This window comes from Rothia uropygialis, from assembly GCF_004137765.1.
In the GTDB taxonomy this organism is placed as follows: domain Bacteria; phylum Actinomycetota; class Actinomycetes; order Actinomycetales; family Micrococcaceae; genus Rothia.
Genome location: NZ_NOIS01000001.1, coordinates 296095 through 313970 on the forward strand (window position 1 = coordinate 296095; position 17876 = coordinate 313970).

Below are 17876 nucleotides of genomic sequence, written 5' to 3' on the forward strand. Positions count from 1 at the left end.
GGACCCGGTCCGGCGTAAAATAAAGTGGATGACTTCTTCAGACTCCCAGCCAGACGCTTTCTTTACCGCGGTTTCCGTGCTGGACTCTCTTTTTCGGTCCGGTATGCGGCAGGTAGTTCTGGCTCCCGGGTCTCGGTCTGCACCCCTGGCGTACGCCCTCGCTGCCGCCTCGGAAGCCGGGGTCATTGAGGTTCATGTCCGAATCGATGAGAGGTCTGCCGCGTTCACGGGGCTCGGTATTGCCAAAGCCACGGGGCAGCCGGTCGGCGTCGTGACGACCTCGGGCACTGCCGTCGGCGAATTGCTGCCGGCCGTGATGGAAGCAAACCATTCCGAAGTCCCTCTTGCGGTTCTTTCCGCGGATCGCCCGCCACGGCTGCGCGATACCGGTGCCAATCAGACCACGTGGCAACCGGGTCTCTACAGCACACATGTGCGCGCCTGGGCCGACCTCACCTCCTACCCGGAACCGGAGCCGGGGGAGCAGACGGTTGCATTTACCGATTGCCTTGCCGCTCTGACCGGGCGCGACCCCGAATCCTGGGAAGATGCGTCGTCTAGGCCACTCGGACCGGCGCACATCAACGTCGCCTTCGATGCTCCGTTGGCTCCGGATGCGAGGATGCGCGAAACCTTGCGTGCGTGGGCCTCGTCGTTGGCTGATGTGCGCAAACCGGTCGCACCTCGGCTCGTTGACCGGACGGTCGCCGATGCCCTCGGCGAGGACGCAGCCGATGGGTCACGGGAGGAGCCCACCAGACGTACCGTAGTGGTCGCAGGAGACGGAGCCGGCCCCGTCGCCAGGCTTTTTGCGGAAACTGTGGGAGCTCCGTTGTTGGCAGAACCTTCTTCGGGCGCCCGAGGCGGTCCAAATGCTCTGGGCACATACCAATTGCTCCTTGACGGCAAACTCGGGAAAGTCATTGAGCGTGTGGTCCTCTTCGGGCGCCCGACCTTGTCCCGGTCCGTGGACAGCCTTCTCCATCGCCAGGACATCGAGTCGATCATCTATCTGCCTCGTCCCGTGGCGTGGGCCCGGCCCGACCGGCGTCCGGAACGTCCTGTACAGACCCTCGAGGAGGCCCGGAACTTCGCGGGGCGTTGCGCAGCCTCCTGGCTCGAACAGTGGAGAAGCGAAGACCACCGCCTCGACCGGTCCCTTAATAGTCTCTTCTCGCATGCCGAAGCTCACAACGGCGTTCTCAACGGGCCTGGGGTTGCTCGTTTGGTGAGGGAAGCGACCGACAGGGACGGGATAACTCTCGTCTGCGGGTCATCCAACCTCATCCGTGATCTCGACCTTGCCCCCATCGACGAGAGTGTGGACCGTGAAGCGGCAGTCTACGCGAACCGCGGGCTTGCCGGTATCGACGGCACTGTGGCAACGGCAAGCGGTATCGCGCTGGCCGAGCGAGGGCCGGTCCGCCTACTCCTGGGAGACCTGACGCTCCTTCACGATTCCGGATCCTTGCTCATCGGGCTGGGGGAAACCGTGCCCGATCTGCAGATCATCGTGTTCAACGACGCGGGCGGCGGGATTTTTTCGACCCTCGAGCACGGCAACGTGGCCCGGGATGAGGGGTGGTCGGGCGCCGTGGAACGTTTCTTCGGGACACCGCAGGCGGCGGACCTCGAAAGGCTCGCTGCCGTACATCATCACCGTTATGTCCGCGCGGACGACGCCGAAGCGCTGGGGCGCGCCCTGTCTTCTCCGGTCCGCGGTATCACCTTGATCGAGGTCCGAGGCACACGCGAAGGACTTGCCGACGAGCGTGTCCTCTGGAAAGAGTGCGTCTGATCCTGGGTCGTACGACAACGGGGGCGTTTGTCGACCGTACGCGGGGGAATAACCCCGCGCCCGGCAGACAAACGCCCCCGTACTCGGCTCGAACGCTCCTAGTCCTTGCGCTCCAGTGAAGCGCCCTCGACGTCGACGTCCGGCAGGATCTTGTCGACCCAACGCGGCAGCCACCACGCCTTCGAGCCCATGAGGTACATGAGGGCGGGGATGAGCGTCATGCGAACGACGAAAGCGTCGAACAGCACGCCCGCTGCCAGGGAGAAGCCGATCGAGGCGATCATGGCCTCGCCGCTGAAGACGAAGCCGAGGAACACCCCGGCCATGATCAGTGCGGCGGCCAGGACGACCTTGGCACTGTGATTGAAGCCGATGATGACCGACTTCTTGCCGCCGCGCCCGTGGCTGTATGCCTCGCGCATCGACGAGACCAGGAAGACTTGATAATCCATGGCGAGTCCGAAGAGGATACCGACCGCAAGAATCGGTAGGAAACTGAGAATCGGGCCGGGGTCGGTGACCCCGAAGAGGGATCCGAGCCATCCCCACTGGAATACCGCGACCGTCGCGCCGAACGAAGCCAAGAGCGAGAACAGGAACCCTAGGGTCGCCGTCAACGGAACGAGGATCGAACGGAAGACCAGGATCAGCACGAGCAGCGAGAGGCCCAAGACGATGGCCAGGTAAATGGGCAGAACCTTGAACAGCTTCTCGGAAATGTCGATATTCATTGCCGTCTGTCCAGCCACGCCGAAGGTCACGTCTCCGTCGTCGGTGTGAACCTTGAGGTCACGCAGGTCGTTCACCAAATCATTGGTCGAGACGTCGCTGGGTCCGTCCTTCGGAACGATCTGGTACATGACCATGCTGTTGTCCTTGGAAATCGCGGCGGGCACCACGGTCTCCACGTTGTCCTGCTTCTGCAGATCCTGTCCGACGTCGATCTGCAATTGCTTGGCCTGATCCGCGGTGGTTCCCCCCGGAAGCTGAGCGGCCGCAACCATGGTGCTGTTCCGGCCCGCGCCGAACTGCTCCTCGATGGTCTTGTAACTCTTGTAAGCGCCGGAATCAGGGCTGGAGCTCGTGGCATCGGGCAGGCCCAGTCGGATCTGAGTCATCGGGATGGCGATGATGATCAGCACCAGGGCCGAGACGATGGCGGTGACGACAGGACGCTTGGTGACGAATTTCAGCCACCCGTGCGGCGAAGACTCGTGTTCCCGGTGCGCCTTATGGGCACGGTCCTGAAGCTGCCCGTCACCGACCAGGTTTTCGGCCTGGGCATTCTCCCTGAGCCGAGCACGACGTTGTATCGTCTGCCACCGCTTCTTGGTGATGATCCTTCGCCCGATGAGCCCGAGCATAGCCGGCGTCAGAGTCACGGCCACCACGACGGCCAAAAGGACCGACGCCGCGGCGACATTGCCCATCACCGACAGGAACGGAATCCCTACGACGTTGAGCGCAAGCAAGGCGATGATGACCGTGGTGCCGGCGAAGACCACCGCGTTGCCGCTGGTGCCCGTCGCCAGCGCAACCGAGTCCTTAATGCCGATGCCTCGCACCAGGTTGTTGCGGTGTCTGTTGATGATGAACAGCGAGTAGTCGATGCCGACCGCAAGACCCAGCATCGAGCCGAGGGCCGGCGTCGTGGAGTTCATTTCGATGAGGCCCGATAGCGAGAACGTGCCGAGCATCGCCGCGCCCACGCCGACGAGGGCCATGAGAATCGGCAGCCCGGCGGCGATGAATGTGCCCATCATGATGAGCAGAATGATGAAGGCCACGATGACGCCGATGATCTCGGCCGTGGGCTTCATATCGGGCTGGCCCTCGAGATTCTGATCGAATTGGACGTCGAGGCCCTTGAGGTCGGCGTCGGCAAGGTCCGAACGCACCTCGGAAAGCGTGTCCGGGGAGACCGAGTTGATCTCATCCTTGAAGCTGATGCTGGCCAGGGCCGCCGACTCGTTGTCCGAGACGGACGAGTACTGGCTCGACATGTCGATTTTGGCCTTGTTCTGGTCGAACTCGGTCTTCTTCTGCTCGAACTGTGACTTCTGTGCGTCCAGTTCCTTCTGCTTGTCGTCAATCTCCTTATAGGCATCTGACGGCGCGTTGGAAGATTTGAGCTTCGAGCGTCCATCGTCGATCTGCTTCTGACCGTCGTCGAGTTTCTTCTGGCCGTCTTCGATCTGAGGGGCGGCTTGCTGGAGCTGAGCCTTGCCCTGGTCGATCTGCTTCTGCTCGTCGAACGGGTTGGTCGTCGACTCGACGCCGTCGACCTTTCCGACTTTCTGGAGAGCGCTGGCGAGGGCTTGCTTCTGGTCGTCGGAAATCGCAGAGCCGTCTCCGGTTTTGACAACGGCCTGGCCCGAACCGGCGTTCGCGTTGAGATCGAATTTGTCGCTCAGCTCGTCCTGGAGCTCTTGGGACTTGGTGCCAGGGATCGTGACGTTGGAGCTCAGATCCCCCTTGAACGCGGCGTATGACCCGCCCAAAGCCAGGAGGATCACAATCCACAGACTGATGATCACCCATGCCTTGCGCGCGGCGAATCCGCCGATACGGTATAGGAGTTTTGCCATGACTTCTCTCGATGGTTGATGGTTCAGTGTCAGATGCGAGGACGGCCATTGGCCACCTGCGCGAAGGCCCAGTTGAGGTCTTCGCGCAGGACTTCCAGGGTGAGCAGATCGATAGGCTCGGATCCCTGAATGGTTTGAGTGAAATGGGCCTTGCCGGTTGAGCACGGCCCGGATCGGCCGGCGTCCAGAATGCCCAACCGGTTGACGCCGTGGAGGAGACCGAAGGCTATGCCCGTGGTCAGGTTGAAGACATACATCTGGATTTTGACGCTCTGTTCGAAATCCAGGGAGGGGTAGTTGTCGGCGAGGGTTTCCATGAGCTGTTCGGCGACGCTGGCCAGAGTTCGCAGGATGTGTTGGCCCAACACGTCGAGCATGTCCGGACTCAGGCGCATGCTCAGCGCCAAGAATCTTGCGAAGAGTTCGTCGGCACCGGGGCGATCGAAGCTCTCGCGGAACTTCCGATCCAGCGCCTCGGGAATTTCCGGCACGGGCAACCTCGCAGGAATTCCCGGTTCGTCCAAGAGCTGGACGAGGTATGAGCTGACTCTGGCCAGAATGACTTCGTGAAGGTTGGGGAAATGGTTGAAGAGGGATCTTTCGGAGATTCCTGCCCGCTCGGCCAGTGTCCGTGATTTGAGCGCCTCGAACCCATCCTCGAGCACGATGGCCTCCGCGGCATCGAGAATCGCCTTGCGAGTGGCCTCACGCCGGGCATGGCGGCGGTCACCGGTGGGCAAGGTCGAAGTACTCATGTATTTACAGTAATTGCAAATTCTTTTGAGGATCAACGAGTCCTCGTGTGTCATTGGCCACGTCCACCCGCTACTGCCGGTCTTCTTGGGGCTTCCGTTCGAGGGAAGCGCCCTCCACGTCGACATTCGGCAGGATCTTCTCGAGCCAGCGAGGCATCCACCACGCCGCTTCGCCGAGCAGATGCATCGCTGCGGGGATCAGGGTCATACGAATCACAAAGGCATCGAGGAGTACGCCGAAGGCCAAGCCGAAGCCGATGGGGCGGATCATAGTCAGTTCGGAGAATACGAACCCGCCGAACACGCTGAACATGATGATCGCCGCCGCCACGACAACGCGAGCCGATTGGTTGTATCCCATAATGACGGCCTTGCGGGCTGGCGCCCCGTGGGCATATGCCTCGCGCATTCCGGAGACCAAGAACATCTGGTAGTCCATGGCCAGCCCGAACAGGATGCCCACGGCCAGGGTTGGCAGGAACGAAAGCACGATCGAAGCATCGTGAACCTGGAAAATCTGCCCGAGCCAACCCCACTGGTAGATCGCTACGACACCGCCGAACGACGCCAGCAGCGAGAACAGGAAACCAAGCGTCGCAATGAAAGGAACCAGAATGGACCGGAAGACCAACACCATGATCAGAAACGACAGGCCGAGCACTATTCCGATGTATCCCGGAAGCGCTTTCGAGAGGATCTGGGAAATGTCGATGTTTCCACCGGTCTGGCCGGTCACGCCCAACGTGACGTGATCCTGGGCCTCGGTGTCCGAGGAGAGATCGCGCAAACTGTTGACGAGCTTCTCGGTGGATTCGGCGGCGGGCCCTTCGTCAGGCGTTACCTGAAAGACTTCCACGGATTTGTCCTTTGCGATGGGACCCGGGACCACGGTTTTGACGTCGTCTTGACCTTGGATCTTCTCGGCCAAATTGACCTGAAGCTCTTGGGCGGCGGTCTCATCAGTGTCTGAGGGCAGTTCGGCCACTACGAGGATGGTGCCATTGGCCCCGGCGCCGAATTTGTCCTCAACCTGCTTGTACGCCTTGTAGTCGGTCGAATCCACGGACTCGGTCGAGGCATCCGGGAGGCCGAGCCGCATCGAGGCCGTGGGAATCGCAATGATTCCTAGTACGACAATGGCACCCAAAATGACGAGGACGGGGCGGCGCGTGACCGTTTTGGCCCAGCCGCGCGGCTCGTCGATCCGTTTGAGATGAACGTGTTTCCCCGCATGTCCGTTGTAGGCGGCCCTTTCGTTCTTGTTCAGAACATGCAACTTGATGATCCCCAGAAGGGCCGGGGTCAGCGTCACGGACACGAGGACCGCGATCAGCACGCACATGGCTGCGGTCGTGCCCATGATGCCCAGGAAAGGAATTCCGACGACGTTCAGGGCCAATAAAGCGACGATGACCGTCGTGCCCGCGAACACGACAGCATTTCCGCTGGTTCCATTGGCCATCGCGATGGATTGGGAGAGTGCGTGGCCCTCCCGGAGGTTGACGCGGTGCCGGTTGAGGATGAACAGGGAGTAGTCGATTCCGACGGCAAGCCCGAGCATGAGCCCGAGCATCGGTGTGATCTGCTGGATCTCGATGACCGAGGAGAGGGCCATGGTGGTCAGGACGCCGATGCCCACCCCGATCAGAGCGGTGACAAGGGGGAGACCCGCGGCAATGACGGTACCCAGCATGATCAGCAGGACCACGAGTGCAATCACGACGCCGATGATCTCCGAGGGTCCGGCCAAGGCGCCCAAATCCTGGGCGATGGACTGGCTGTAGTTGATGTCTACGCCCTGGATCCCGGCATCATCGATGGTTTGTCGCAGCGAATCCTTGGTTTCTTGGCTGATGTTCTGTTCGGTTTCGTCGAAGGAAATTGATGCGATGGCGGTCGAACCGTCCTGGGAAACCATGGCCGCCGATTCGGACAGCTTGAAGAGTTTCAGATTGCGGTCGTACTCCCGCTGCTGGTCCTGGAGCTGATCTCGGCTCTTGTCGAGTTCGTCCTTTTTGCCGTCCAATGTTTTGCGCTGGTCATCCAGCTTCTGCTGTTCCGATTTCAATTGCTCCTGGGCGGATTCCGGATCAGGGGACCCCGAGGCTTGTTTCGCGGCCTCGTCCAGCTTCGTCTGGCCCTGGCTCAGCTGCTGGTACCCGTCGTCGAGTTGCTTCTGCCCGTCGCCCAATTGCCGCCACGCGCCCTCAATCTTGCGGGCTGCATCGTCGAGCTGGGATTTCGAATCCTTGAGCGAGCTTTGCGTCTGGAAGGGGTCGGTCGTCGATGCGACACCGTCGACCTTGCCGGCATCCGATAATGCATTGGCCAGCTCGGCTTTTTGTGCGTCCGTGAATGGTTTGCCATCTTTGGTGGAGACGACGGCCTGTCCCATGCCGTGGCTGGCTTCAGGGACTTTGTCCTTCAGGAGGTTCTGCAACCGTTCCGTTTCCGAACCGGGCAGGGAAAAAGCGTTGCTGAGCTGGCCACCGAAAGCGGCGAAGCTGCCGCCTGCGGCGGCGAGGGCAACGAGCCACACCACAAGCACGAGCCAGGCCTTTCGGGCACAGAAGCGTCCGATCTTATAAAGCAGCGATGCCATGGGCGGGTCCCTTCAGGACGGAATCGAATGAAATGGTCGTCAGGTATTCGAGAGCTTCGCGGACCTTGTCTTGCGTCTCTGCGGTTGTCGAACTCAGGCCATCATCGCCGAGCGCTTCGTGCAGTGCCACGCAGATGGTGTCGAGCAGTACCCGGCAGAGGATGTGGACGCGCATGGCAGGAACAGATGGATATGCCCCGCGAACGATCTCGATCAAACGGTTGATCATGCGTTGCATCGAGGACTGCCCCCACGTTGTCAATCCCTGGTAGTTCACCATCTGGCTGGCCGTGCTGACGCTCTCCCGTATGTTCTCAAGTACTTCGGGACGCAGTACGAATTCTGTGAAGGCGTGGGTGACATGGGAGGCCATGGACTCCTCATTGTGCCCCGGGCTGATCCGGAACCCATCCGCGAGCTGATCGAAGTCGTCGTTGATCTGGGCGAACGCAGCTTCTTCGATCGAGGAGAAATGATTGAACACCGTTCTGCGAGAAACCCCGGCCCGTGCAGCGAGCTCATCCACGTTCAGGCTCTGCGGTCCTTCGCGACGAACGAGCGCGGCGGCCGCCGCGGCGATCGCGTGTCGATTCTGTTCGCGCACCAGGCTCCGGCGATCTTGCGTGGCGCCACGGGTCGACGCAGGCTGAACGCGCGGAGGGACGATAGACATGGGATGAGCTTAGAAGAGTCTGTGCACTGGGTGCAATGAAACGAAGCCACATTATGTATTGCGGCTCATTTCCACAGGCCCGGTTCTGGGGCGCCCTGCCGTCTGACAGAATGGACAGTGTGAACCGAGCTGATCTTGATAAGAAGTCCGAGGAAGTCTCCGCGATGTTCGACGGGGTCGCACCGAAATACGACCTCATGAACACACTGCTCTCCTTGGGGCAGGACCGTGGATGGAGAAAGGCCACGGTCAAAGCCGCAGAGCCCGCACCCGGTCAGCGAATCCTGGATATGGCGGCTGGAACCGGCGCCTCATCCGTTCCGTATGCAGAAGCCGGGCTCGACGTCGTCGCCGCGGACCTTTCCGAGGGCATGTTGGCCGAAGGGCGCCGTCGTCACCCCGAGATCGACTTCGTCCGTGCCGACGTCACGGATCTGCCGTTCGAGGACGCAGAATTCGATACCGTGACGATGTCGTTCGGCCTGCGCAACGTCGCCGAATATCCCAAAGCCCTCCGCGAACTGTATCGCGTGACCAAATCCGGCGGAACGCTCGTCATCTGTGAATTCTCTACGCCCACGTGGCCGCCGTTCCGTAGGATCTACCAGGAATACTTGATGCGAGCGCTTCCCCCTGCCGCAAGCATCTTCTCTTCCAACCCAGAGTCCTATACCTATCTGGCCGAGACCATTCGTGATTGGCCGGCCCAGGAACAACTTGCCTCGGCCGTCGCGGAAGCGGGCTGGCATGGGGTTCAGTATCGCAACCTGACCGGTGGGATCGTGGCACTTCATAGGGGTTTCAAGGCTTAGGCACATGAAGATACTCGTCGTCGGGTCGGGCCCCGCCGGGGCCACGGCCGCATATTGGCTTGGGCAAGCAGGTCACGAGGTGACCGTCCTCGAAAAGACGCGGTTTCCCCGGGAAAAGGTCTGTGGCGATGGGCTGACGCCCCTCGCGGTCCGGGAGATGAATCTCATGCACTTGCCTCACGGCACGGCGCAGGGCTATCACCTGCAGAAGGGATTGCGCCTTCGAGCCTCCGGCCGGAGCATAGAGGTACCGTTCGAATCCGCCGGCGACACCCCCGGTTACGGGCTGGTTCGCACACGCTATGGCTTCGACGAAGAGCTGGCGGAACACGCTCGGGCGGCGGGGGCCGTCGTCCTGGAAGGGCACGCAGGCCACGAGGTCATTCGTGCCCAGGAACTGGAGTCGGTTCCGGAAGGAGTCTCCTCAGGCATTCTGAGCGACCCGGACCGTATTGTCGGTATCCGAGCGCAGCTTCACGACGAGCGAGGACGCAGAACCAGCCAGACGCGGGAGTTCTACGCAGACCTCGTGCTGGCTGCGGACGGCAACTCGACACGAGCCGCAGTCTCCGCCGGACTCGCAAAGCGTGACGACCGGCCCATGGGAGTCGCCGTTCGCGCGTACTACGACTCCCCGCTCGGGGATCTCGATTGGATGGAGGGCTGGCTCGAACTCGAAGGCGATCGCAGCGGGTCCTCCGGCAAACCAGAGTTGCTTCCTGGCTACGGTTGGATTTTCGGCGTCGGCGACGGCACTGCGAATGTCGGTCTCGGCATCCTGAACACTTCCCAGCAATTCGGGAAATTGGACTACCGCCAAGTTCTCTCGGACTGGACCGGCGCCATGCCCGATGAATGGACCCTTGATCCGGAGCACCGGACGGGGCGAGTCCTTGGGGCGGCGCTGCCCATGGCTTTCAACCGCACCCCGAACTATGTCCCGGGACTGATGCTGCTGGGCGATGCGGGGGGCATGGTCTCTCCCTTCAACGGAGAAGGCATTGCCAACGCAATGCAGTCGGCTCGAATCGCCTCGGGGATCATTGAGGATGCGGCCACGGCCAACGGTCCGGCGCAGCGAGAGCTGATCCTGAACCGATATCCGGACATCATCCGCCAGACTTGGGGTTCGCACTTCACCTTGGGCCGTGCTTGTGCCGAGTTGATAGGCCATCCCGTGCTCATGAAGGCGTCGGTGTCGCTGGGTATGCGATGGCCCGCCCTGATGAAAATCGTCGTGGGCGTCATGGCGGACCTGACTCCCCAGGATCCGCGGCACCTGGCAGACAGGGTGGTTCACCTAGTGGAATCCCTGACCCCGGCGACATCGACCCGGTGAATCCCGTCCGCAGCCAACGGCCTTTGGCCCCGAGAGAAACGGTTAGTGTTAAGCCCGTGACTGATACACATCCCGGACAGCATGACGACCAGCCCGAGAGCGCTTTCGCGCAAGCCCTCGCGGGGTATGAGGACATGCAATTGCCGTCTGGATTTGAGCTGATCGCTCGTGACGAGATTCTTGGTCCTAAGATTCTTCGTAGCCTCGGCGAAGTCGAAGAACGTCTTGATCGGGCCGTCCACTATACGGATGCCTTGGCCGACGTCGCTTCCCGTCATCTCCTCGAAGCCGGAGGAAAGCGGGTACGGCCGCTCCTGACGCTTTTGGCCGCGGAGATCTCGGGGGGCATCAATGACGACGCCATCGAGGCCGCGGTCGTCACTGAACTGACACACTTGGCAACTCTGTACCACGACGACGTCATGGACGACGCCACCAAACGTCGCGGGGCGGACGCCGCACACATGATTTGGGGAAACTCCGTCGCGATTCTTACCGGCGACCTGATTTTCTCGCGGGCTTCACTGATCGTCTCCGACCTCGGGGCCAGGGCCCTGGCGGTCCAGGCCAAGACTTTCGAAAGGCTGGTGCTCGGGCAACTGTACGAGACGGCCGGGGCGAAGCCGGACGAAGACCAACTGGCTCATTACATCAAGGTCATTGAAGGCAAGACCGGTTCGTTGATCGCGGCCGCTTGCGAGTACGGATCACATTTGGCAGGTGCCAGCGAGGAAACCGTGCAAACCCTGATTCGTTACGGCGAATTGGTCGGGGTCGCTTTCCAGCTTGCCGACGACGTCATCGATGTCACTGCTTCCCACCAATCCTCCGGGAAGACACCCGGAACTGACCTTCGCGAAGGGGTTCCGACTCTTCCGTCGATTCTGGTCCGCAAATCCGCTTCGGATGGGGATGAGGAAGCACAGCGTGTGGTGGACCTCATGGATGCCGACCTCAGCTCGGACGAGGCGCTGGCCCGAGCCGTTGAGGCGCTGGGTGCGCACCCCGCCACGAACATGGCCTGGGACATCGCTTACAGATGGGCCGACGACGCCATCGGTGCTTTGAATTCTCTGCCTGATACAACCGTGAAGCAAGCTCTCAAGTCCTTCGCAGAAGCCGTAGTGCACCGGGAATCTTGACCGGTTCCTTGCGGGTTTTCCGTCCGTGGCCCTACGAACCGCATTACTCATTGTTGTGAATTTCGCTGTTTTCGGTGCTGTGGAATGGGCTTCGGAATGCATGACGGTTCAGCCAATGTAGACAGCAATACAGCGGCTGCCTGGCCTTCCATGTCTCTCGACCGCGCGCGGGGCGCGGGTAGGGGTCAGAGGCATTGTGGCCTCGTAGAAGACCGACAATCACCGTATGACGGCTGTTGGATCGCGGCCGGCTCTGTGGCCGTCATCCCGATCGGAGCCCCAATGCAGTTTTGATCGCATGGCAGAACATGACCGTCACTGTCATGCTGGCGGGATTCCTCGTGTTGATTCGTGCCCTACTGCCATTGGTCCTGAAGGAGGACTTACGCCTGCGAGCATTGCCCCGGCGGCACCACATGGATCGGCCGGCCATGTATCGAGCACTGGGTGCAGGAGCCAATCGTGCTCGTCTATTTCTCTTCGAGAGCTTCCAGGAAGCTGACCTGCTTCGCCTCCGCGAACTGGTGAAGGGAATTGGTGTCCATATCCGGTTGGTGTTCCTTGTGCGGCTCCGGGACGGCAGGATTTCCCGTCCAGTCCAACAGCCGACAAACGCGCTTCTGAATACGCCACCCCCTTGAAGTACGGACCAACACGTCGTCGTACCAACCATTGCCCACCCAGCTTGGGCCTCCCTCGGCGTCAGCTCGAATGAGGAGCCAGTTCCCGTAGCTGAACGCGTAGGCCATATCACCTTTCACATGGACCAGCTGGCCCATCATCGTGTGCTGATGGCTGTCGAGCCGGTCATGGAACTCAGCGAAGGACTTCTTGAAATTCTCCAGTCCGGTCCATTCGGCCCCAGCAGGCCCGAAATCTGCGCTGACGTCTTCGGTAAACACCCGGTCGAACAGGTGCCATTGGTGTGCGTCGAGTGCGAGGGCGTAGAGGTTCAGCACCTCGACGATTGCTGCCTTGTCGTTGTCAGTCATGTCATTGTCTCCTTCAGAGCTTCGAGGGGGGGGCGATGCCAGTATGAGTAGGCCACTGCGCCAGGCGTGACCTCTCGGAATCGGACACCAGCGAAATCCGCCATCATCCGCACCTGTATCGGTCGGTTCCAGTCAGCTCGTGCTCGTATCATTATCTGCCGGGAAAGGGCTCAGGCGGCCAGATCGGCTGCTGCCTGCAAGATCCAGAAGCGGAACTCGACGGCGAAGTGCTCGAGATGTTGTTCGATCACGTCGGGCGCGCACGTCGAGGGCAGCGTGACGGACAGTCTCGCGGTGAACCCGTCTGGCTCTTCCTCGAACGCGTTCGCGATCGAACCGATCACGGTCCCGTCGGCGAGGAGGATGTGTGACCGGCGCTCGGCCGGACGTTCCTCGGCGAGACCAGGCAACTCCTGGCCTTGAATGACGCTGTCATTCCACGGACGCATGAAGAACGAACAGACGTACTCGTCGAGGGTCTCTACGATGTTGACGTTCTGGCCGGGTTCCGCGTGGATCGAGTAGTGCTCGGGGTGGCCAGCGATCATGACATCCTCGCGGGCAAAAGCGCCAGCGAGCCAGATGCCGAACTCCGCAGCCGTGATGCCGTGGGCGCGCAACGTCGTCGTTCCGGTGGTTTCCTCACCCTCCGACCGCTGAAGGTGGTTTCGCAGGAATGCCTCACCCGCCGCGATCTCTTCGCTCAGGAGCTCCAGCACACGCTCTCGACCGAGCTTTCGTTTCATGAGCCCCAGGGCCCGCCGTGCGGAGAACCGCTCGAATTCGTCGATGCTTCGGTCGCTGTCCTGACCGGACAGGTGAACTCTCGGTTCGGTGATGCGCGGGGCGGTTGTGGGCAGGTCAAAATTCATCAGGGTCGTGCTCCCAGTGCATACGGGTGGGTTTCGGCGGCTGCTTTTCTACAGTCGGTTGCTGTCGCCGGCACGAGAAAAATGCTGTGCGTCTTCTCGTGCCGGCGGCTTTGGTTTCGTGTCAGCTGTTTCGGACAGGCAACTGCAGGTAAGACGGTCGATTGCCCCCGGTGTGCAGGACATGCTGTCCTTCATTGGTGCCGACATACTCACGGATCGCGGGCATCATCGTACCGAGCAAGTTCCGGGAACTCACGACAAAGCGCAATTGCTCGCCCGGATAGAACGCCAGACCGATCGGCAACAGGTCGATCTCAACCTCTACCACCTCGCCCGCAGAGAGCTTCTCAATGCGGTCGAAACTGTGCACGGGCACATCGACAGTCGACAGCGTTTCGTCGAGATGCCGTGCCGAGACACGAAGTCGCCCATCGGAACCCTTGTACCGGAGGATTGTTGCGCCATGGTCGGTAAGATCATGGGCCATCGCACTCTGGTTCGGAACCGTGAACGCCTGCAACGGTGTACCGAATCGGTCCAGCTTCTGTACGAGGACGAACAGATCCATGTCCTCAGCGCCACGAGCTTCGACGTAGAGATGAGCCTTCGGGTATCCGACCAGCGTCGTTTCCTTTTCGAATCGCGTGATGAAGGACACCGCGTTCGGATTCGCGTCCACCGCATATGAGGCTTCGACCGCTTCTGCCGGGGCGGCAGTCGTCAGCGTCCGTGTACGACCGTCGAGATAGTACTTCTTCGATTCGACGCCCTCAGGCGGGAACGACTGCGCAGGAATCCTGACTTGGTCTCCGCCCTCGAGATCGAGTACGGAGTACCGCACGCGAGGCGTCCGCTCCCATCCATTGTTCTCGTCTTTCAGGAAATGGTCGAAAAATCGACGCAAATCCTCGACATTCGCTTTGTCATAGTAATCGGGCCACTCCTGACCATTATGGATTCGAAGCCATTTCTCCTCGGATGCAATCCGTCGCCACGCACGGAAGGTCCCGGCGGTATGCAGGGTATTCGAATAGCTGGCCACGACGTACGCGGGTACGGTGATCTTCTCGAACTCCGGAATCTTGTTCTCCCAGAGGTCTGTCATCAGAGGGTAGCGCTCGACCTCGGAGAGGAGATCCTCCTTCTGGTTCTTCCCGAAGAAACTTCCTTCTTGAAGCTGCTCAGCGAAGCCGGTATCAGGCATTCCACCGCGCATCACCAGGTCGCGATAGACATCGCTGACACCTTCCCACGGATTGATCGCGACGAGGTGCGGCGGCTGCTCGGCGGCGGTGAACCACTGCGAGACAGCAAGGTAGGAGGTACCGCTCATCCCGACCTTGCCCGAGCACCACTCCTGTTCCGCGAGCCACTCGATCACGTCATAGCAGTCGCGCCCTTCCTGGCGGTCCCAGATGACGCTGTCCCCTTCCGAGTCCACCACGCCCCGTATGTCAGGGTTGCACACCGCATAGCCCTTAGAACACCAGTAGGCCGGATCTGGTGCTTCGAACTTCTCCAACCCGGAGACCTTCGCGTTGTCCAGGCCAACCATTCCGAACACGCCCGTCACGCTGGGGGAGGTGCCCTGGCCCTTGCCATACGGGCTCCAGGCGACGATCACGGGTACCGGTTCGGTGCCGGCCGGGCGGAATACATCGACATAGAGGGTTGTGCCGTCGCGCAACTGGACGGCGACGTCCTTGTCCAAGACGATGTCGACCGGCAACGGCTTGAACTGTGGAGCAATCTGGAACCCCGCTTCGAAAGTCCGTGTACCCGGATCGAAAGGCGTCAAAGACCCCGTCCGCTGTTCAGGAAGGGGGTGGGAGGGCATGTACATCTTCTGATCGGTCATCGTGATCTCCTTCGTGCCAAAGCCTGTGTGATCTCGCTGTTGCCTCGAGCCTACGAGTGCCCCCTCTAAAACTCAACACCTGTTGAGAATGGGGTGCGCTCACGATAGGTTTTGGTTATGACAATCCAGCACAAGAATGAGCAGTCGCCGCGCATCGGGCGGCGTCCCGGCCCCAGCAACACTCGCGCGGCTGTACTCGCCGCTGCGAAAGCGCGCTTCGCGCATGACGGATATGCCTCGACCACCATTCGAAACGTTGCTGCAGATGCCGGGGTCGACCCCTCGCAGGTGATGCAGTTCTTCGGTTCAAAAGACGGCCTTTTCGCCGCCGTCATGGACGTCCCCGCATCCGCACTCGACCGATTCGATACGGCATTCGATGGACCGGACGGGCAGCTTGGGGAACGGGTCGTCCGCACATACCTCAGGGCCTGGGAAGGACCGGCTGAGGAATCCGAACCGCTGATGGCCATGCTCCGAGGGGCAATCGTGAATGAACACGCGAAGGCTCAATTGCGGGAATTCATCCAGTCCCGACTCGAGCGCGGAGCAAGGAGGGAAGACAGTCAGGACCGGGCGCTGCGAGCAGGTATGGCCTCTGCCATGCTGGTCGGCATTATTACCAGCCGTCGGATCATTGGCGTTCCGACGTTGGCCACTGCCGATCACGAATCGATCGTCGCGATGGTTGGCCCTGCGATCCAGTCCATTCTTGTGGAAGGCTCAGACGATTCCTCCGCGGAAGCCCAGCGGGCATGAGCTGAAGTTTACGGTCACCCGCAGGCAGGCCCGCGACGTGCGAGGAATACCATCAACGAGCTGTGGCCGCTCACCCGGGGGGGGGGGGGGGGGGGGGGGGGGGGGGGAGGGACCAAAGTTGTGTTGGTCGCGGCATTCGGTGAGACCGGGTGCATGTGAGGGCGGTGACGAACCGATTCCGGATCGTCACCGCCCGATGTGTTCTACAGACCGAAGAAGCGACTGAAGAAGCCCTTTTTCTTGGCCCCCTGATCTTCTTGGTCTTGGGACTCGTCGGGTTCGACGTCGCGGCGGTCCGATACGCGTTCCTCGCCTGTGGAGGGAATCTCCGAGGAAGCGGTCAAACCGGTCTGTGTCTGTTCCGATCCTTTCTCCTCGTGAGGTGCGCTGGGGGCCACACGGGCGGTTTCGTTCTGCGCCTGTTCGGCACGCAGACGCTCCAGCGCGGATGGCTGACCCTGCTCATCCTGTGCCTCAGAAGGCTCGGATTCGGCGGGCTCCTCGACGATCGGGTGTGTATCGGTGACCGCTTCATCCTGGCTGACCTGCGGGGAAACGGCCGGCTCGGGGGTCTCTTCCTCCGTGACCACGTGTGTCGAGACGAGGCCCGGCTCGGCATTCTCACGGGGTTCCTGATCGAAGGGCAGGTCCCGGCCTTCGGGGTGCGTACGTTCGACGCCTTCAGTGTCCGCCAGAGACACTGCGGGCTGCTGTTCGGCCCCCGGGGCAACCGCTGCTTCCGTGGCCGCAACGCGTTGCGCCTCTGCCTCTTCACGAGCCCGACGCTGTTGCTCGGATTCGCGCTGTGCAATCTTGAGCGCGCGACGCGCTTCGTCTCGAAGAGCTTGGCGATGCTGGTCGGCTTCCTGCGCCGCACGGTCCAGTTCACGTTGGCCGACGGCGGGTTCGGCCGGCTCGATTCCGGAGATCTTGTTCTCGTCAAACCACAGGCGCAAGGCACCATCGGTGGCTGTGATCACGGCGCACGCTTCCGTATCCCACGAGATGTGAGCGCCGCGAAGGCGTGCGTAGGAGTCGACCGCGCGTTGGTGGTGGACAGCGGTATTGGTCTGAAGTGCCTCGGCCATGACCCGGCCCATACGGTTGACCGTGGGATCGGGCAATTCGAGCTCTGGGCCGTCGACCAGCAGCCAGGCGCGCACGCCGCCGCCGGCAACGGCCGGGTAGTGGGCGAATACACCGGTGACGGCCTTGGCGGCCAGAGTCAGCCGGCGAGCAAGCCCTTCCGAAAGAACCAATTCGTCGGTGGTCAGCTCCTGAACTCCCAAATGCTCACCGGCCTCACGGGCCTGGACGGCCGAGGTCACGACGACGTCGGGGAAATGCCCCAGCTCTTGCCAGGACCAGATCCACGAGCCGCGCTGCTCGGACTCGGTGCCGAGCAGATAGGGACTCAGAGATACCGAGGGGTCGGACTCAAGAGTGAATGACGGGGCAGAGAAATCCACCGACCAGTCGGAATTGCCGCTGAGCTCGGCGAGCCGAGCCTGATATTCGGTGGAGATGAAGATCGATTCGTCAATCAAGTCCTGCAGAGTTTTCGTCATGAAAACAGGCTAGCAAGTAAACGCCAGTGCCGCGGCCTCATGAGCCCGACTCGACTGTGTAGGCTCGGATCAGAAAAGGTCGCCACAGGACGGCGACGCGGCACTTGACCAGCTAAGG

The 17876-nt window shown here is 61.3% G+C and carries 13 protein-coding genes; 5 read left to right on the forward strand and 8 right to left on the reverse strand.

Annotated features, from left to right (window positions below; all coding sequences use genetic code 11):
* Window positions 1-28 precede the first annotated feature (28 nt).
* Window positions 29-1798, forward strand: a complete 1770-nt coding sequence (gene menD, locus EWV35_RS01365; RefSeq protein ID WP_129657475.1) for a 2-succinyl-5-enolpyruvyl-6-hydroxy-3-cyclohexene-1-carboxylic-acid synthase — start codon at window positions 29-31, stop codon at window positions 1796-1798.
* 98 nt (window positions 1799-1896) lie between these two features.
* Here menD and EWV35_RS01370 read toward each other — a convergent pair whose 3' ends face one another.
* The 4 genes from EWV35_RS01370 to EWV35_RS01385 all read right to left on the reverse strand — a co-directional run bounded on the left by EWV35_RS01370 (window position 1897) and on the right by EWV35_RS01385 (window position 8416).
* The gene (locus EWV35_RS01370; RefSeq protein ID WP_129657477.1) at window positions 1897-4386 is read right to left on the reverse strand and encodes an MMPL family transporter; all 2490 of its coding nucleotides are present in this window, start codon (window positions 4384-4386) and stop codon (window positions 1897-1899) included.
* Between the two features lie 29 nt (window positions 4387-4415).
* Window positions 4416-5141: a TetR/AcrR family transcriptional regulator gene (locus EWV35_RS01375; protein WP_165168280.1), complete on the reverse strand. Its 726-nt coding sequence runs from the start codon at window positions 5139-5141 to the stop codon at window positions 4416-4418.
* A 70-nt stretch (window positions 5142-5211) separates the two neighbouring features.
* Window positions 5212-7743: an MMPL family transporter gene (locus EWV35_RS01380; RefSeq protein ID WP_129657481.1), complete on the reverse strand. Its 2532-nt coding sequence runs from the start codon at window positions 7741-7743 to the stop codon at window positions 5212-5214.
* A complete protein-coding gene (locus EWV35_RS01385; protein ID WP_129657483.1) occupies window positions 7724-8416 on the reverse strand; it encodes a TetR/AcrR family transcriptional regulator in 693 nt (230 codons plus the stop codon). The genes EWV35_RS01380 and EWV35_RS01385 overlap by 20 nt, the downstream gene beginning before the upstream one ends.
* A 110-nt stretch (window positions 8417-8526) precedes the next feature.
* On the opposite strand from EWV35_RS01385, the gene EWV35_RS01390 reads away from it, so the two are divergent.
* From EWV35_RS01390 to EWV35_RS01400, 3 genes are all read left to right on the forward strand, one after another.
* Window positions 8527-9228 (forward strand): demethylmenaquinone methyltransferase, encoded by a 702-nt coding sequence (locus tag EWV35_RS01390; RefSeq protein WP_129657485.1) that lies wholly within the window; start codon window positions 8527-8529, stop codon window positions 9226-9228.
* A gap of 4 nt (window positions 9229-9232) precedes the next feature.
* Window positions 9233-10567 carry a geranylgeranyl reductase family protein gene (locus EWV35_RS01395; RefSeq protein WP_129657487.1) on the forward strand — a complete coding sequence of 445 codons (1335 nt, stop codon included), beginning with the start codon at window positions 9233-9235 and terminating at the stop codon, window positions 10565-10567.
* A 134-nt stretch (window positions 10568-10701) separates the two neighbouring features.
* Complete coding sequence (locus tag EWV35_RS01400) at window positions 10702-11709, forward strand: polyprenyl synthetase family protein (RefSeq protein ID WP_129658230.1); 1008 nt, start codon at window positions 10702-10704, stop codon at window positions 11707-11709.
* A gap of 470 nt (window positions 11710-12179) precedes the next feature.
* On the opposite strand, the gene EWV35_RS01405 is transcribed toward EWV35_RS01400, so the two are convergent.
* The 3 genes from EWV35_RS01405 to EWV35_RS01415 all read right to left on the reverse strand — a co-directional run bounded on the left by EWV35_RS01405 (window position 12180) and on the right by EWV35_RS01415 (window position 15431).
* Window positions 12180-12701, reverse strand: coding sequence for a nuclear transport factor 2 family protein (locus EWV35_RS01405; RefSeq protein ID WP_129657489.1), 522 nt, complete (start codon window positions 12699-12701; stop codon window positions 12180-12182).
* A gap of 170 nt (window positions 12702-12871) precedes the next feature.
* On the reverse strand, window positions 12872-13573 hold the full coding sequence (locus EWV35_RS01410) for a hypothetical protein (protein WP_129657490.1): 702 nt from the start codon (window positions 13571-13573) through the stop codon (window positions 12872-12874).
* Between the two features lie 121 nt (window positions 13574-13694).
* Window positions 13695-15431, reverse strand: coding sequence for a CocE/NonD family hydrolase (locus EWV35_RS01415; protein WP_129657493.1), 1737 nt, complete (start codon window positions 15429-15431; stop codon window positions 13695-13697).
* A 117-nt stretch (window positions 15432-15548) separates the two neighbouring features.
* Here EWV35_RS01415 and EWV35_RS01420 point away from each other — a divergent pair, with 117 nt between their 5' ends.
* A complete protein-coding gene (locus tag EWV35_RS01420) occupies window positions 15549-16190 on the forward strand; it encodes a TetR/AcrR family transcriptional regulator (RefSeq protein WP_129657495.1) in 642 nt (213 codons plus the stop codon).
* Between the two features lie 203 nt (window positions 16191-16393).
* On the opposite strand, the gene EWV35_RS01425 is transcribed toward EWV35_RS01420, so the two are convergent.
* A complete protein-coding gene (locus EWV35_RS01425) occupies window positions 16394-17758 on the reverse strand; it encodes a DUF6882 domain-containing protein (RefSeq protein ID WP_129657497.1) in 1365 nt (454 codons plus the stop codon).
* Between the last annotated feature and the right edge of the window lie 118 nt (window positions 17759-17876).

Coding starts and splice junctions, on each gene's coding strand:
- menD (WP_129657475.1), top strand. CDS start 29: ATGACTTCTTCAGACTCCCAGCCAGACGCTTTCTTTACCGCGGTTTCC.
- EWV35_RS01370 (WP_129657477.1), bottom strand. CDS start 4,386: ATGGCAAAACTCCTATACCGTATCGGCGGATTCGCCGCGCGCAAGGCA.
- EWV35_RS01375 (WP_165168280.1), bottom strand. CDS start 5,141: ATGAGTACTTCGACCTTGCCCACCGGTGACCGCCGCCATGCCCGGCGT.
- EWV35_RS01380 (WP_129657481.1), bottom strand. CDS start 7,743: ATGGCATCGCTGCTTTATAAGATCGGACGCTTCTGTGCCCGAAAGGCC.
- EWV35_RS01385 (WP_129657483.1), bottom strand. CDS start 8,416: ATGTCTATCGTCCCTCCGCGCGTTCAGCCTGCGTCGACCCGTGGCGCC.
- EWV35_RS01390 (WP_129657485.1), top strand. CDS start 8,527: ATGGACAGTGTGAACCGAGCTGATCTTGATAAGAAGTCCGAGGAAGTC.
- EWV35_RS01395 (WP_129657487.1), top strand. CDS start 9,233: ATGAAGATACTCGTCGTCGGGTCGGGCCCCGCCGGGGCCACGGCCGCA.
- EWV35_RS01400 (WP_129658230.1), top strand. CDS start 10,702: ATGCAATTGCCGTCTGGATTTGAGCTGATCGCTCGTGACGAGATTCTT.
- EWV35_RS01405 (WP_129657489.1), bottom strand. CDS start 12,701: ATGACTGACAACGACAAGGCAGCAATCGTCGAGGTGCTGAACCTCTAC.
- EWV35_RS01410 (WP_129657490.1), bottom strand. CDS start 13,573: ATGAATTTTGACCTGCCCACAACCGCCCCGCGCATCACCGAACCGAGA.
- EWV35_RS01415 (WP_129657493.1), bottom strand. CDS start 15,431: ATGACCGATCAGAAGATGTACATGCCCTCCCACCCCCTTCCTGAACAG.
- EWV35_RS01420 (WP_129657495.1), top strand. CDS start 15,549: ATGACAATCCAGCACAAGAATGAGCAGTCGCCGCGCATCGGGCGGCGT.
- EWV35_RS01425 (WP_129657497.1), bottom strand. CDS start 17,758: ATGACGAAAACTCTGCAGGACTTGATTGACGAATCGATCTTCATCTCC.